The sequence below is a fragment of the Leptospira meyeri genome, from assembly GCF_004368965.1.
GTDB lineage: Bacteria > Spirochaetota > Leptospiria > Leptospirales > Leptospiraceae > Leptospira_A > Leptospira_A meyeri.
The window spans coordinates 238710-252894 of sequence record NZ_SORO01000003.1; the positions used below are offsets into that span (position 1 = coordinate 238710).

General features: G+C 36.9%; 14 protein-coding genes. 3 read left to right on the forward strand and 11 right to left on the reverse strand.

Annotated elements, in window-relative coordinates; genetic code table 11:
* Window positions 1-11 precede the first annotated feature (11 nt).
* The 9 genes from CLV96_RS17150 to CLV96_RS17190 form a co-directional block, all read right to left on the reverse strand.
* On the reverse strand, window positions 12-326 hold the full coding sequence (locus CLV96_RS17150; protein ID WP_004786606.1) for a MarR family transcriptional regulator: 315 nt from the start codon (window positions 324-326) through the stop codon (window positions 12-14).
* Between the two features lie 130 nt (window positions 327-456).
* The gene (locus CLV96_RS17155) at window positions 457-849 is read right to left on the reverse strand and encodes a DoxX family protein (protein WP_020775627.1); all 393 of its coding nucleotides are present in this window, start codon (window positions 847-849) and stop codon (window positions 457-459) included.
* Between the two features lie 120 nt (window positions 850-969).
* The gene (locus CLV96_RS17160; protein ID WP_004787625.1) at window positions 970-2178 is read right to left on the reverse strand and encodes a Crp/Fnr family transcriptional regulator; all 1209 of its coding nucleotides are present in this window, start codon (window positions 2176-2178) and stop codon (window positions 970-972) included.
* Window positions 2179-2219: 41 nt separating this feature from the next.
* On the reverse strand, window positions 2220-3617 hold the full coding sequence (locus tag CLV96_RS17165; RefSeq protein WP_004785258.1) for an alkaline phosphatase family protein: 1398 nt from the start codon (window positions 3615-3617) through the stop codon (window positions 2220-2222).
* Window positions 3598-4839 carry a metabolite traffic protein EboE gene (eboE, locus tag CLV96_RS17170; protein ID WP_004784333.1) on the reverse strand — a complete coding sequence of 414 codons (1242 nt, stop codon included), beginning with the start codon at window positions 4837-4839 and terminating at the stop codon, window positions 3598-3600. Before eboE ends, CLV96_RS17165 begins: the two co-directional genes overlap by 20 nt.
* The gene (locus CLV96_RS17175; protein WP_004787357.1) at window positions 4836-5999 is read right to left on the reverse strand and encodes a 3-dehydroquinate synthase; all 1164 of its coding nucleotides are present in this window, start codon (window positions 5997-5999) and stop codon (window positions 4836-4838) included. Before CLV96_RS17175 ends, eboE begins: the two co-directional genes overlap by 4 nt.
* Window positions 6000-6008: 9 nt before the next feature.
* Window positions 6009-6875: a UbiA-like protein EboC gene (eboC, locus tag CLV96_RS17180; protein WP_004786547.1), complete on the reverse strand. Its 867-nt coding sequence runs from the start codon at window positions 6873-6875 to the stop codon at window positions 6009-6011.
* Window positions 6876-7904 (reverse strand): TatD family hydrolase, encoded by a 1029-nt coding sequence (locus CLV96_RS17185; protein ID WP_004784737.1) that lies wholly within the window; start codon window positions 7902-7904, stop codon window positions 6876-6878. It lies immediately after the preceding gene.
* Between the two features lie 7 nt (window positions 7905-7911).
* Window positions 7912-8766 (reverse strand): EboA domain-containing protein, encoded by an 855-nt coding sequence (locus CLV96_RS17190; RefSeq protein ID WP_004787642.1) that lies wholly within the window; start codon window positions 8764-8766, stop codon window positions 7912-7914.
* Window positions 8767-8901: 135 nt separating this feature from the next.
* Between CLV96_RS17190 and CLV96_RS17195 the strand changes: the two genes are divergently transcribed.
* Both CLV96_RS17195 and CLV96_RS17200 read left to right on the forward strand, forming a co-directional pair.
* Window positions 8902-9471 carry a DUF1415 domain-containing protein gene (locus CLV96_RS17195; RefSeq protein ID WP_004785287.1) on the forward strand — a complete coding sequence of 190 codons (570 nt, stop codon included), beginning with the start codon at window positions 8902-8904 and terminating at the stop codon, window positions 9469-9471.
* Between the two features lie 125 nt (window positions 9472-9596).
* Complete coding sequence (locus CLV96_RS17200) at window positions 9597-11420, forward strand: alginate export family protein (RefSeq protein WP_004787039.1); 1824 nt, start codon at window positions 9597-9599, stop codon at window positions 11418-11420.
* A gap of 42 nt (window positions 11421-11462) precedes the next feature.
* Here the strand turns inward: CLV96_RS17200 and CLV96_RS17205 are convergent, their stop codons facing one another.
* Window positions 11463-12191, reverse strand: coding sequence for a TetR/AcrR family transcriptional regulator C-terminal domain-containing protein (locus CLV96_RS17205; RefSeq protein ID WP_004786395.1), 729 nt, complete (start codon window positions 12189-12191; stop codon window positions 11463-11465).
* A 120-nt stretch (window positions 12192-12311) separates the two neighbouring features.
* Between CLV96_RS17205 and CLV96_RS17210 the strand changes: the two genes are divergently transcribed.
* Complete coding sequence (locus tag CLV96_RS17210; RefSeq protein WP_004786774.1) at window positions 12312-13271, forward strand: NAD(P)-dependent alcohol dehydrogenase; 960 nt, start codon at window positions 12312-12314, stop codon at window positions 13269-13271.
* 51 nt (window positions 13272-13322) lie between these two features.
* Here the strand turns inward: CLV96_RS17210 and trhA are convergent, their stop codons facing one another.
* Complete coding sequence (gene trhA, locus CLV96_RS17215; protein ID WP_004786160.1) at window positions 13323-14150, reverse strand: PAQR family membrane homeostasis protein TrhA; 828 nt, start codon at window positions 14148-14150, stop codon at window positions 13323-13325.
* Window positions 14151-14185: the final 35 nt, after the last annotated feature.

A 14185-nucleotide genomic window follows, 5' to 3' on the forward strand; every position in this document is an offset into this window, starting at 1 on the left:
TCTTTATTTATTTATTTACCTAACCTGAGTAATTCCAAAATGGAATGATTTGCCTCTAAAGGATGTCGTAGTTTTTGTTCGGTTTGGATGATGTACTGGTTTCTCCGTCCATCTTTGCTTTTTTCTAAAATTTTGGCTTCAACCAAGTCCTTAACGATTGCTTGCACTGCTCGTTCAGTGATTCCAACAAGAGTTGCAACATCCTTCAATCGAATTTCCGGATCTTTACTCAAACACATCAAAACATGTGCATGGTTAGAGAGAAAAGTCCATTGGCTGCCTTTTTTATTGTTCTCTTGCAATTTTTTCTTTGGTTCTTTTGTCATTTTTCTATTTAAAACTCAACCTGGAGATCCCATTAAAAAAACATAAACTCCTAATGTTCTAACTAATACAGTCTATTTAATTTTTCTACAAAAAAAACAAAAGGAGTATCCGCGAAAGAATACCACCTAACTACATTGATTCAGTAGATTCACTTGACCATTTGTAATCTCTCACAAGCCAGGCCCAGTAAATAAATAAAAACTGAAATGGCAATCGCGCATACAATGCCCATATCGGAACGCCATAATCTTTGCCTTCTAATGCGGTTAATAACATATTTATATTTGCCGGGTAAATCGCCAAAAGAAGTAAGATAATCCCATAACTTGCCATCTTCCTCATCCTTTCATAAAGAACAAGGGAACCCAAGGTAATTTCGGCAAGCCCACTCGTAACATTCAATAGTTCATGAAAAGGAAGGTAATCCGGCATCATCTCCAAATAGAATTCGGGAGAGAAAAAATGGTTGATCCCCGCCGTTATGTAGAACGCCCCGAGAGAATACACGAGAAACTTTTTCATCACCGAACTAGAACATAACGGAAAAAAAAATCATTACAAATTTTTGAATATGGGAAAAATGATTTACGCCGTTTTCACCCTGGCCCCAAACCTAGAAAAATTTAGGTTTCCGCTGATTCTTTAAGCGACAATCTGCCCCTCTTTTGATTTATAATGTCCCAATTTTTCTTCCAAACGTTTGCGACTTTTGATCGTAATACGACTCGGTTCGATCACAAGATTTGTGTCAGCCAAAAATTCCTGGATAGTATCCTGTTTGACTTTGATGATCCCACACATATTGCAAAGTTCTTCCATTTGGATATAAATGGTATGGGCATTGGCAAGGCTTTCATCTAAAGTTCTGCCCAAACGGATGTCCTGGTCTCGGATCGAATTATACAAATAGGCATAAAGTCGGATCACAGGTGTTTTCAATCGAAGGATCACCAAACGTTGGTGAGAAAACCAAATCCGTCTGGCAATACTTTCAAAGATTTTTTGTAATAAGGATGGTCCGACAGATTCAAATAGGTTTTCCGCAGTGACACGGAGGACTTTACTTTTTGTTTCAGTAATTGCCGATGCCATTCGCGGGGCATTATCAATCAATGACATCTCCCCAAAAATTTCACCTGGTCCTAAAACATCGATTACATATTCATATCCGCGAACAATACTGAATAGTTTGACATTCCCTTCTAACACAACATAGATTTCGTTATTCTTTTCACTTTCTACAAATAAAATTTCGCCGGCTTCTAAATTGGATTGCATACTTTCCCAAACAAAAGGTTTGTAATTGGATCCAATGGACCTAAGCAATTCAGTGGCTTCTGCTAAATTTTCTGTTGAATTATTTTCCTTTGACCATTTGATAAACGTCTGTAAGGAATACGCCGCTAAATTTGGTTTTTGCCAAGAAAGATAGGTTCGAGCGTTGAGGACCAAACGTTCTGGATGGTAATCGCGATCGGCCGGTTTATTGGCTTTGGAAAGATGTTTTTGTAAGGTTCGAAGTTCTCTTGAATACAAACCCAAAATTTTCATTGCGAGTTCTTTTCTTTCTTTGAGGTAAGAGCCGAGAAGTCGGATTGGGATTTGAACCAGCTCTACATCTGTATCAGCAAATAAAGTCACTAAAAACCGATGTTCGGTGAGCGCAGAGACAAGTCCAAAACTATCGCCTGCTTCGTAAAACGCGAGCTCGTGATCTACCACAATATGTTCGGAATCAACCGATACGCGACCAGACCTGACAATAAAAAAGTTCCCTGTATTAATGGAATTCTGCACAACAATGGCAGCACCTTTGGAATAATTAACAACTTTGATTTCTTCTACAGACACTGTGTTAAAAATAATGTTACCGAAGGTTACCAGTCAAACACTTAAATCTCAGAAGTCATCTGATCCCAAATCAAATCGTACACTTTAGTAGCAGAAATTTCTTTTTGGGGATAAATTATGTCAGAGGAAAAAATAGGGTAAAATTCCTTTTTCTGGTGCAAAGCCCCATGTGAACCCTTAATCAAACTCGCATCCAAAGGGATGACATCCATCAGATATCGGAATCCAAGTTTTTTTCGGAGTAATTTTAGACCTGCCCTAAATTTAATCATCGGTTTATTTGGATCCATAAATATTTCGCAAGGATCATAACCTGGTTTTCTATGAATATCCACCAAACGTGCATAATCTGGAGCCTTTCTTTGATCTAACCAGTAGTAATATGTAAACCAGGATTCGGAATCGGCTACCACCACAATGTCTCCTGAACGTTCGTGGTCTATTCCATATTTTTTTTGGTCTTTTTTATCCAAAACAAGTTGAATTCCAGAAACCTTACGCAAAATTTCTATGATCTGTTTTTTGACTGTCGGATCATCACAATAAACATGAGAAATTTGATGATCAGCTACTGCAAAGGCTTTGGATGCACCGGGATCTAAAAGTTCATACCATCTTTCCTTGCGAACAGAAAGAACCCCATTTTCTCTTAAAATTTGGTTGATATGGATTGGCCGATTGACCGGTGTAATTCCATATTCTGAAAGTAAAACAATCTTAGTATTCTGGGATTCATAATATTCAATTAATTGTTTCAACACAGAATCAATTTCCAAAAGTTCTTTCCTTATCTTAAAAATATCAGAACCAAACTTTTGAAGACAATAATCTAAATGAGGAAGATATACAAGCGTTAAGTGAGGATTATATTTTTTATCAACATAGATCGTTGCATCAGCGATCCATTGGGTAGATTTGATATTGGCATTCGGCCCCCAAAAATTAAATAAAGGGAATTGACCTAAAGTGGACTGCAACTCATCACGAAGTTCGGGTGGTTGGGAATAACAGTCGGGTGCTTTTACTCCGTCAGCATGGTATTGGGGTCTTGGTGTAACCGAATAATCTGCACTAGAGTACATATTGTACCACCAAAACATTTTTGAACAAGTAAAACTAGGGTCTATTTTTTTAGCTCTTTCCCAAATTTTTTCTGCAGAGACTAAATGATTGGATTGTTTCCAAAATTTTATTTCTGCATCTTCTCGGTCATACCATCCATTTCCAACAATCCCATGTTCACTTGGCAATTTTCCTGTTAAATACGTAGACTGGACACTTGTTGTTACAGCAGGTAACATAGGTTTAATGAGGAGAGTTTGTTTTTGGTTCAGAAATTTTTTTAGAAAAGGTGTATACTCTCCTACCAAATGACTGCTAAGTCCAACAACATCAATGACAACTGTTTTTTGGAATCCTTTATTTTTTGATTGTTTCATTTTTAAAATCTTCTTTTAAATTATTATCATCTAGAACAGATTGTACCCACTGCAACTCACGAATGATGGATTCGGAAACAGGAATTTGTAATCCTTTCGGTAAAACTTCCCATGTATAGGTTTCTATCTCCAAAGCATCGGTGAACAAAAATTGTTTTTGTAGATTCAAGAGCTCTAATAGTTCCTTTTGCGTGGAAGAGAATAACCCATAGGATCCTAAAAATACAGGTACATGAAAATGAACTCTCCATTCAGCGGATTGTTTTTCCCCATTTTGGATTGCTTGTGGTAGATCAGGAAATGACTTCAATTTTTTATCTTCCGATTGGATGACTACTTGGTGGAGATAAGTTGGTTCATCAAAACTAGAAACCAAATCCAATAATGAATTTGTTTCCATTAAGAAATTTATTTTTAAAGCAGAACTAATTTGAATCCTCCCAACTTGAATGGAATGTGTTTTAAGTAAGGACAAAATATTTTTGTTATCTTCAAAACTAACCGCAGCGTGACAGGCATCCAAACAAATTCGGATATGATCTTTGGCCCATTGTTCTGCAACTTCCCCATCAACTCCTAATACAGTTTGTATCCTCGGGACTGCGATTGGGAGAAAATCAGACAAAAACCATTTCACCCAAAGTTCTACGTTCCCCAAAATTCCATCAGGCTCTGGCTCTATATCCAAATGCAAATTTTGACCTCGATTCTTTTTCATTTGGATCAAATGAATAACGACATCCACAATTTGTTTGGTTGCTGAAGAAATCCTATCTTTACGCAAAGATTCATTTGAATCAAAATAAAAATAAGACAAAGGAGGTGTGGAAACTCCTCCATCCAATCCTTGAGGCAATAATTCAGAGAGGATCGAAAACAAACGAAGAGTGTAATCAAACCTTTCTTTGGTTGCCCAATCGGGTCGATAAACATTTTCTTTAACAATAGTTTTATGAAAACCACCATAAGGAAATCCATTGATCAAAAAAACATAAATATCTACTTTTTTTAACCAGTCTTTCAATTCAGCCATTGCCCGAGGGTTCATTAACTCCAATGATGCCTCATTGCTTAAACGTAACCCCAATCCCATCGGTGCGTCAGGGGAAGTTGATTGTTTGATTTTGGGTAAGTTAGTTTTTAATTGCAAAAAATGATCCGACCAGGATTCACCAGGATGAATATTTGAACAATAGGTTAAATGGCCGTATTTTGTCCTCATATGTATTGTTCCAGAAAGTCAACAGAAGTCGCCAAAGTTTCCGAATCCATTTCGTGAACCTCTTTGCAAATACCAATTCCACATAACAACATAATGGTGAGCCTGCCTCCAAGATGTTCTTGGAACTCATGAAGACCCAAATATAAATTTTGTTTTTTATTCTCGGATAATTTTGGATGGTAAATTGCAAACCCTAAATGTTTTAGTAAAAAAAGGATGCGATCCCTATTTTCTTTTGACAAAAACTGATTCTGATTTGAATAAACGGTATCCAAAGCCATTCCAATAGCAACTGCTTCACCATGACGCAAGGAAAACTCAGTTAAATATTCTAATTTATGTGCTGCCCAATGCCCAAAATCCAGGGGCCTTGAAGAACCAAATTCAAATGGATCACCATTTGCAATATGATCCATATGTAACTCAGCACATCGATGGATTAAATACGACATGGTATCTAAATTTCGATTCTTTAAAGTTTGAACATTAGATTCAATCCATTCAAAAAAAATGGGATCTTTAATCAAAGCAACTTTGATTGCCTCAGCCATTCCGGACCGCCAATCACGATCATCTAAACTTTCTAAAAAACTAAGATCGTTAAACACTGCCACTGGTGGCGCAAATGTTCCAAGAAAGTTTTTTTTACCTTGGTAGTTGATACTATTTTTAACACCCACCCCAGAATCATTTTGTGATAAAACCGTACTAGGTATTCGAATCAATCGGATTCCACGATGTGACACTGCTGCTACATAACCAACTAAATCGAGTATGGCTCCTCCACCAATTCCGATGATATAAGAATGGCGATCAATCCCAAAGCGATCGATTGAATCGACTAAAGATTCCCAAATTTTTGGATTGTTTTTACAACCTTCACCGCCCGGAATCACGATGATATCATCCGTTAGTCGAACCAATTGAACCAAACCTTTGAAATACTGGCGAATTTCAGAAACTAAATTTGGGAAATGGAAGAGTAAACCTTCATCTAAAACGACCAAAGCTTTTTTAGTAGTTCCCGAGTTTTGTTCAGAGATAAAAAATCTAGACAAAGTTTGGTTTTCTGGGTTGAAAATTTTTTTCGTAAACTGGACCGAATAACGGAACTTAACTTGGAATTCAGAAGCAAGTGTAGGATACAAATTTTCAAACATATTCGAATTTCAGGTAACCGAAAAATATTTTGATAACAACAAAGAAACTGGCAACAAACAAAGAACCAATAAAGCGATAAAAACGAATCCAAAACAGGAAGCAAAAGATGCATTTAAAACAATAAGAGACAAAACACCAAATTTAACTGCTTTACCAATCTTTGGTCCTATAGGATTTTGATAGGCTGCTATAAGAGGAGGGAAAATCATTCCCAAATGCAAAAGGACAAATGGAAAATTAAAATAAAGATTCCCTAAGAAAAAAGAAAGGAACAATTGAGAAAAAATCACAATTATATACAATACACCCGCAACAACTAAGTTAGTTTTTTTTCCACCATTAACCTCGTCTCGACTAATCATAGTGATAGCAGCGATATAAACGATCGGGAAAAGAGAAAGGAAAAGCTGATTGGATCTAATATTTGTTACCAAACTCATTCCTAAAATCAAATTACCACCGCGACAAATCCCCATAACCACTGGACCTAAAACCGAATGGTGTTTCGCAAAACGATTGTAAGTTAGAATTCCGAAAACAATAAAGAGGGCTATCCATCCACTTTGTGTTTGATATAAAAAGGAAAATGTAATACCAAGTCCTAAAAGGATACTGCCAAAAAAAAAGGCTGAACGTTTAGAAACCTTGCCAGTTGGGATTGGACGTTCCGGTCTTTCCTTAGCATCAATCACTGCATCGAAATAATCATTTAATACAACACCTCCACCATACAAACAAACAGTGGAAAGAAAAAGAAAAACAGGAGAATTGTCTTTCCAAACAAAACCCACTATGGCCATACCTGCCAGAATATCAGCCAAGGCAGTGATGACATTTGCTGGTCTTAGTAAAGTTAGATACGCTTTTAAATTCATCTATTGTATTAACAAAGAGTTTTTATTGATTACCGGTTGTTGGCCACCCCGAAGGACAGAGTTGCCATGAAATTTGGCATTGGGATCAGGCAAAAATTCTAAATCAAAATCACTAACATCAATCTGTCCACTTTTTGCAAAAGCATCAATGGCATTTTGGTAGGTAACCATTCGAATTACTTCTTTTGGAATTCCTCTTTGCATCATAAGTGCAGCAGTTTTTGGAATCGCAAGTGGATCTGAAATTCCCCAATCGGCACTTGAATTAATCATTATCCTTTCCGGTCCATATTTTTCAACGATAGAAACCATTCTTTCATTTCCCATTTTAGTAAATGGATATATGGTAAAGGCTGCCCAAAACCCTTGATCTAACACTGACTTAACGGTTTCTTCATTGTTATGATCTACCACAACCCAGGAAGGATCCAAACCATGTTCGGTGGCAATCGACATACTTCTTTCTGTTCCTCTTTTTTTATCTCGATGAGGGGTATGAATTTGTACAGGTAACTTTGCTTTTTTTGCAAGTTCCAATTGGAGCCGATAATACTTTTCTTCTAAAACGGTTTGATCATCAAAACCAATCTCTCCAATTCCAACAACACCTTCTTTAAAAGCAAACAAAGGTAAAATCTCCATCACCTCTTCCGCAAGACGTTCGTTATTTGCTTCTCGGGAATTTAACCCCATCGTACAATAGTGTTTGATTCCAAATTGAGAGGATCGAAATCTTTCCCAACCGACAAGACTACTATAATAATCTTTAAAACTAGAAAGTCCAGTCCTTGGTTGGCCCACCCAAAATGCAGGCTCAATGATTGCAACAATCCCAGCCTTAGACATCATTTGGTAGTCATCCGTTGTCCGAGATACCATATGGATATGAGGATCGAAGAAGCGCATCCCTTGGATTAGGCTCTCATAATTTTCCCATAACAAATCACGATGGGTTGGAGTATCTTCGAAATGTTCTATAGATTCAAAATGAGAAGGATTTTTCTTTGATTCGTTTGGATTTTGACACATTTACTTTTTAAGGGATGGACTCTAGTTTAGACCAATCCAACTCTCCATTTTGTATTGATAATTCTAATTCTGGATTTTTTAACAATAAAGAGCGAAGTTTTGGTTCTTTGGATTCAAAACATACAAGAGCTGCCGCTAGTTTTTCACCACTTTCATCAGATGCAAACATACGAATGAGAATAGAGGAATGTTCCTCTGTTGAAAACGGTGAGAGAAGACGCAAAATTTGTGGAGGGATTTTTCTGCCGGCAGCAAATCGTTCGTCGATAAAGTCAGAAATTGCAATCGCCAATTCTTTATTTTTACGTCGATCTAAACCATAAATCCAATGGATTGGTTTACCGTTAAAAATTGTTTTTAATACAAGTTGGTTCCAAGCAGATTCTGGAAAATATAATTCGGGATAAGGATTTAAAAGGGATATAGCATCGAATACAACACCCATATTTGAGCGAACAGCATCTGTCGCTCGTGAAAGCCATTCCCAGGGGTAAGGAAGGAGTGGCAAGGCGGAATATAAAGCTACCAATTCATTTAATTCTGCTGTATCAAAAAGTGTTTCAATATTTTTTATACATTCTTCTTTTGGATCTTTAGGTATTTGCAAAAGCAACCAAACTCTCGCTAAACGAACAAGACTCCACCCATCCACTTGAAAACCAGGTAAATGAGGAATTAAATTTTCTTTTACTTTATCATCATAAGAAATATTTTTTTTTGACAGAAACCGCGGTGCTGCAACAAATGCAGTCATCAAATCCAAAACATTCGTTTTTGTTTTGTCTTCTAACCACTCACGCTCCGACTTTGTTGTCATTTCAAAAAGGAATTGAGTCAATTCTATTGTAGTGATTGCATTCATAGGAAGAGATATTTGAAATCTTCTGACCTAGGGTCACTTCGTAAATCAAATAATCGTAACAAAATCCGAATCTCAAACAATTGACTTGTTTTTAAGGATCGGTTTTGTGAAATCAACACAGAATCGAAAAATAAAATGGATAAAAATTTGGAGAAACAACAAAAGGATTTAGAAACTGCAGATGAAATCTTATTCAAAACAAAAGAATGGATTCGAAAAGCTGTGATAGGGCTCAACCTTTGTCCTTTTGCAAAACCCAGCTTTCAATCTAATACAATTCGTTATACGATCAGCCACTCCCAAAATAACAAAGAACTTTTAGCAGATCTAAAATCAGAATTAAAAACCATTGTTTCGAGCGATCCTCATGTGATTGAAACCACCCTACTCATCCATCCCTACGTTTTAGATGATTTCCTTGATCAAAATGATTTTTTAGACGAGACGGACCGTCTCCTTCGCCAATTGGATTTGGAAGGGACCATACAAATTGCAAACTTCCATCCTCAATTTCAGTTTGCTGATAAACAGGTAGACGACATAACTAATTTTGTTGGAAAATCTCCTTATCCTATATTACATCTGTTACGTGAAGATTCCATCAGTCGAATCGTTGACACACATCCAAATATTGACAGTATTTTTGAAAATAATCGAAAAACGATGAAAACTTTAGGCCATGAAGGATGGCATCAACTCAAATGATAATTTCTTTCCAAATTTTCATTTGAATCTTATGACAAATCCTAAGATTCCTAACAATCAAAAAATATAAGATTTGAATGTTGTTACAAACTATATCCACTGGCTCAAAACACAGGTGGTATCAAATGTACGTTGGCAATCATCGAATGATCATTGGTCTCTTATGGTTGGGAATTTTTTTATCTTCCTTTACCATACCTTTGGAAGCACAGTTCATCACTCCTACCAAAAAAGAAGTACCGGAAACTCCACCCCCTCCTCCAACTCCGCCGCCACAAGCCCCTGCATTACCTGAAGAACCTGTCGAATATGTGAGTCCTCTAAAAGGAAATTTATCCGGTGAATACTTAAAAAGTTTACAAGTTACCGCAAAACAGAGAAAGGCGATGCAAGAAAATACGAATCTTTGGTTTGCAGATCGGTTTCGTGTTGGATTTGGAATTCGACCAAAAGCAGATTCACTCTACAATACGGACTTTGATAGATCTACACCTGATAACCGCAACACGGTGAGTAACCAAACTCAATTTTATGTGATTGGAGATTTAACTCCTAATGTTCTATTTAAAATAACGATGCAGGATGTCCGGCTTTGGGGTGGAGAAATCACAAGTGGGGCCGCTGATCAAAAATACGGCGTAATTCCAAATGGTGGAACACTAATCGATACCACCAAACAAAAAGAAGTTGCCTTAAACAACTATACTGGTTTTCGCGAAGCCTTTGTTGACCTAAAAACGACCAACCAAATGTTCCGTGTTCGGACGGGTCGCCAAATTCTGGATTATGGAGACGGAAGGATTTTGGGATCCAGAAATGATAGTTTAAACGGGAACTCATTTGATGCTGTGCGAACAACGGTTACCGTCCAAAAACAAAGTTTAGATTTTTTTGGTGCGATCATTAGTTCAGAAAACAACGCCAATAGTATGGTATCTAACAATTCGACAAGACTTGGTGGGACAGGAAATGCTTCCTACTATGGAGCTCATTACGGTTACAAACCATGGGAATGGTTAGGTATTGAGATGTATAATTTCACATTGTACAAACAAAAACAAAAAGCAACCAATACAACAACAAACTATGGGTCCGATATCTACTACCGAGGACCAGACCAACTCAACACTTCTGGCTTTCGACTTACCAATAGAACTAAAAATAATACAATCGCAGGTGAAACAGGAATTGACTGGATGGTAGAAGCCGCTTGGCAAACTGGATTCAATGGAGAGAGAGTTTCTCCCGATTGGCTAAACCAAACAGGAACTTATACGACCGATAAAAAAACGGGAGAACCCCCTCCTTTATCTTCCCGCGTACAATACAAAGCAAATATCGTTGCCGTTCAATTAGGTTACACTCCTGTAAAGGAATTTCGTATTGGAATACAATATGTCCAGGCCTCTGGAGATCCAAACCGAAATGATGGAAGTGTTGCGACTTACAATCCACTCTTTGCAACAAGACGAATGGCTGGAGGTGGAATGCCATTTTCAGGAAACGGTAATTCAGGAATGGTATTCTGGCAAAACATTAAGGATTATTCTGTTCACATTAAATATGAATCTGCGAAGTGGGGTATATTTATTATAAACCCACATTGGTATTATAAAGTCAAACTCCAGGATGGTTATTATGATAACAATAATTATGTTGCAGGAAGTAAAGCAACAGGGGAAACCGCATCGACAGAAGATTATTATAATACAGAAGCATATAATCCCAACCGACCAAAATTAGGGAGGCATGTCGCTACAGAAATTAATTTTATTTATATCGTCACAGCATTTGAGAACGTCTCGTTTTGGTTTGGGGCAAGCTCTTTGTATGCGGGTGATGCAATACGAAATCAAAAAAACAATCCGTACGAAACCGACCCATATCATAGATACGATTTCAAACCAAATTCTAGTTATTTTACGTTCCAAAGTGTGTTTGCCATTTAGTTGGCTTTTTCTGCTACAAATTATTTTCCCCGAGATTCTATTTCATCGGGGATTTGGTTTTTTCTTTAAGGACATTGTAGAAATATTCATTTGCGGGGAAAGACCATTCAAAATTAAATTTAATCCGAATTCAAAATCATGAAGACCATTGTATTTTCCAACTACAACTTTTTTAGCTAAACTAGTTAAGTAAATGAAGGGGCTTTTTTCCAAACTCGGCAAAAATCCTTTTGCTGTTTCAGAGTATTCTTTGGGATTTATGGGAAAATTCAATTCTTGTAATATATAACCATATATATGACTATCGATGGCATTGATAATATGATCTGCAACCGGCAATGAAAATCCTGCAGAATGAAGACACCCAAGCGAAGCATCAAAATAAGCTAACATAGCAGGACCTACATTGATTCGAGAAACAATCAAGATCGTTGACCATGGATGTAGATTCAAAACTTTTCTAGCAGATCCTGCTCTTTTTTTCATTTCCTTTTTCCAGTTACCACCTATCTTCGGTAAAACGATTTGAGAGACCACAGAATCAACCATTCCATCCAAAAGTTCATCTTTATTTTTTATATGATTGTACAAAGACATTGCCTCAACACCAAGATGGAAGGCAAGACTTCGCATGGACAATTCTTCTAACCCGAACTCATCTGCCAATTGGATTGCTGCATTTAGAACCAAATCTTTAGAAAGGGTTTTCCTTTTTTTTAAATTTGTCTTTTTAGGACTTTTATTTAGTTTCCCTTTTTTCTTTTCTACCATATACAAAACCTTTCGATCTCAAATATCGCTATAGCCTATTTTAAAAAATAGAACAATTAGTAAATAAATTTTGTTGACACACTTACAGTGTAAGTCTACTTTTCAGTAGGAGTCAATTCATTGAAAGTAATCGCCTACAGAAATTATGGAACACCAGACGTTTTACAATTGGAAGAATGGGAAATACCAACGCCAAAAAAAGATGAAATCAGAATCAAAATTTACAATACCGCAGTCAACTCTGGTGATTGGCGGATTCGCAAAGCAGATCCTAAACTAGCAAAATTATACTTTGGAATTTTTCGACCTAAACAACCCATCCTAGGAATATCAATAGCAGGCGTAGTAGATTCTCTAGGTGCAAACGTAACAAAATTCAAAGTCGGGGATAAAGTTTTTGGGTCCGCGGGGATGCGTCTGGGAGCTTATGCAGAATATACCTGCCTTCCTGAATCTTCTGTTATTTGCCAACTGCCAGCGGAAATTAGTTTTTCTGAGGGTGCATGCCTATCCTTTGGAGGATTGACCGCCCTTGATTTTATTCAAAAGTGTAATCTACAAAAAGACCAAACCATCATTATCTATGGTGCATCTAGTTCTGTCGGGACTGCCACCATCCAATTGGCAAAACATCTAGGTGCTATTGTAACAGCCGTTTGTAGTCCAAGAAACTTTGATTTGGTGAAATCAATTGGTGCAGATTATATTATGGACTATGAAGGTTTTCACTCAGATTCGCATAACAAAACATATGACATCGTATTTGAATGCGTAGGAAAATCATCAATCTCATCCAATTTAAAACATCTGTCACAAGGTGGAGTTTTAGTTTTAGTAGGTGCTTCCTTTAAAGAAATGTTTCAAGCAGCATGGATTTCTCTAACTAAACGCATCAATATCAAATTTGGACCAATCGCTGAGACCTTAGAGAACTTAAATTTTTTAACTGAACTAACAAGAAAGGGAAACTTTAAAGTAGTGATCGATAAGTCCTATCGTTTAGAAGAGATGGCAGAAGCACATCGATATGTGGAATCTGGCAAAAAAAGAGGAAATGTAGCAATCAACGTTGTTGTTTAAATTGTTTTATTGGATTAAAAAATTTGCTAGAATGAATGACCCGGTGTTTTTTTATCTATGAGTTGGAGGCAACACATAAAACAAAATTGCAAAAAAATGACAAAGACTTCCTGAGAGCACAAATAAATGCCAAATCGCATGATTGAATGGAAGACTATCCCAAAGATAAAAAATTACACCGACAGTATAACTTAGTCCACCTGCAACAAGCCAAGATATCCCGCCAATACCGATGGCCGTCCGAATGTCTTTGACAACAAAAATTGCAAGCCATCCCATTAAGATATAAACGATAACTCGAGCACCACTATATTTTCCAGGGAACAATAATAATAAAAGAACTCCTGCAAATGCCAAAATCCACACAACAAGAAACAGAGTCCATCCCCATTGAGAATGTTCCCGTAAACTAACAAGCGTAAATGGAGTATACGTACCAGCTATCAACAAATAAATTGAAGCATGATCGATTACTTTAAAAATACGTTTTGTAGCCGTATGATAGATTCCATGATAGAGAGTGGAAGCAAGATACAAAAGTATTAGTGTGGCTCCGTAGATCGCTGAACTAACAATATGCCAAATATCTCCATACAAAACTGCCATAGTCAATAAAATAGAAAGACCAGCGATACTTAAACCACCTCCAATTCCATGAGTGACTGCATTTGCAATTTCATGTCCAATGGAATATTCATGAATGGTATCAATGAGTTCAGCCGTTGATTGGTGGGACGAGTTTCCCAAAAAAAGAGAATTAGTTGGCAAATTCTCTTGGATGATTGATTTTTTTTTGGATGAAGATTTTTGTTTGGCCGCTGGTTTACTAGAATGATTCGTTTTTTTAGATGGTTTGTTTTTGGATTTTTTCGCTTTCATAAAACTTTCGTGTACCAGTTTAGTGTCTTACAATT

What these genes read in the sequence shown, in the direction of transcription:
- CLV96_RS17150 (WP_004786606.1), bottom strand. Translation starts at nt 326, where the DNA reads ATGACAAAAGAACCAAAGAAAAAATTGCAAGAGAACAATAAAAAAGGC.
- CLV96_RS17155 (WP_020775627.1), bottom strand. Translation starts at nt 849, where the DNA reads ATGAAAAAGTTTCTCGTGTATTCTCTCGGGGCGTTCTACATAACGGCG.
- CLV96_RS17165 (WP_004785258.1), bottom strand. Translation starts at nt 3,617, where the DNA reads ATGAAACAATCAAAAAATAAAGGATTCCAAAAAACAGTTGTCATTGAT.
- eboE (WP_004784333.1), bottom strand. Translation starts at nt 4,839, where the DNA reads ATGAGGACAAAATACGGCCATTTAACCTATTGTTCAAATATTCATCCT.
- CLV96_RS17175 (WP_004787357.1), bottom strand. Translation starts at nt 5,999, where the DNA reads ATGTTTGAAAATTTGTATCCTACACTTGCTTCTGAATTCCAAGTTAAG.
- eboC (WP_004786547.1), bottom strand. Translation starts at nt 6,875, where the DNA reads ATGAATTTAAAAGCGTATCTAACTTTACTAAGACCAGCAAATGTCATC.
- CLV96_RS17185 (WP_004784737.1), bottom strand. Translation starts at nt 7,904, where the DNA reads ATGTGTCAAAATCCAAACGAATCAAAGAAAAATCCTTCTCATTTTGAA.
- CLV96_RS17190 (WP_004787642.1), bottom strand. Translation starts at nt 8,766, where the DNA reads ATGAATGCAATCACTACAATAGAATTGACTCAATTCCTTTTTGAAATG.
- CLV96_RS17195 (WP_004785287.1), top strand. Translation starts at nt 8,902, where the DNA reads ATGGATAAAAATTTGGAGAAACAACAAAAGGATTTAGAAACTGCAGAT.
- CLV96_RS17200 (WP_004787039.1), top strand. Translation starts at nt 9,597, where the DNA reads ATGTACGTTGGCAATCATCGAATGATCATTGGTCTCTTATGGTTGGGA.
- CLV96_RS17205 (WP_004786395.1), bottom strand. Translation starts at nt 12,191, where the DNA reads ATGGTAGAAAAGAAAAAAGGGAAACTAAATAAAAGTCCTAAAAAGACA.
- trhA (WP_004786160.1), bottom strand. Translation starts at nt 14,150, where the DNA reads ATGAAAGCGAAAAAATCCAAAAACAAACCATCTAAAAAAACGAATCAT.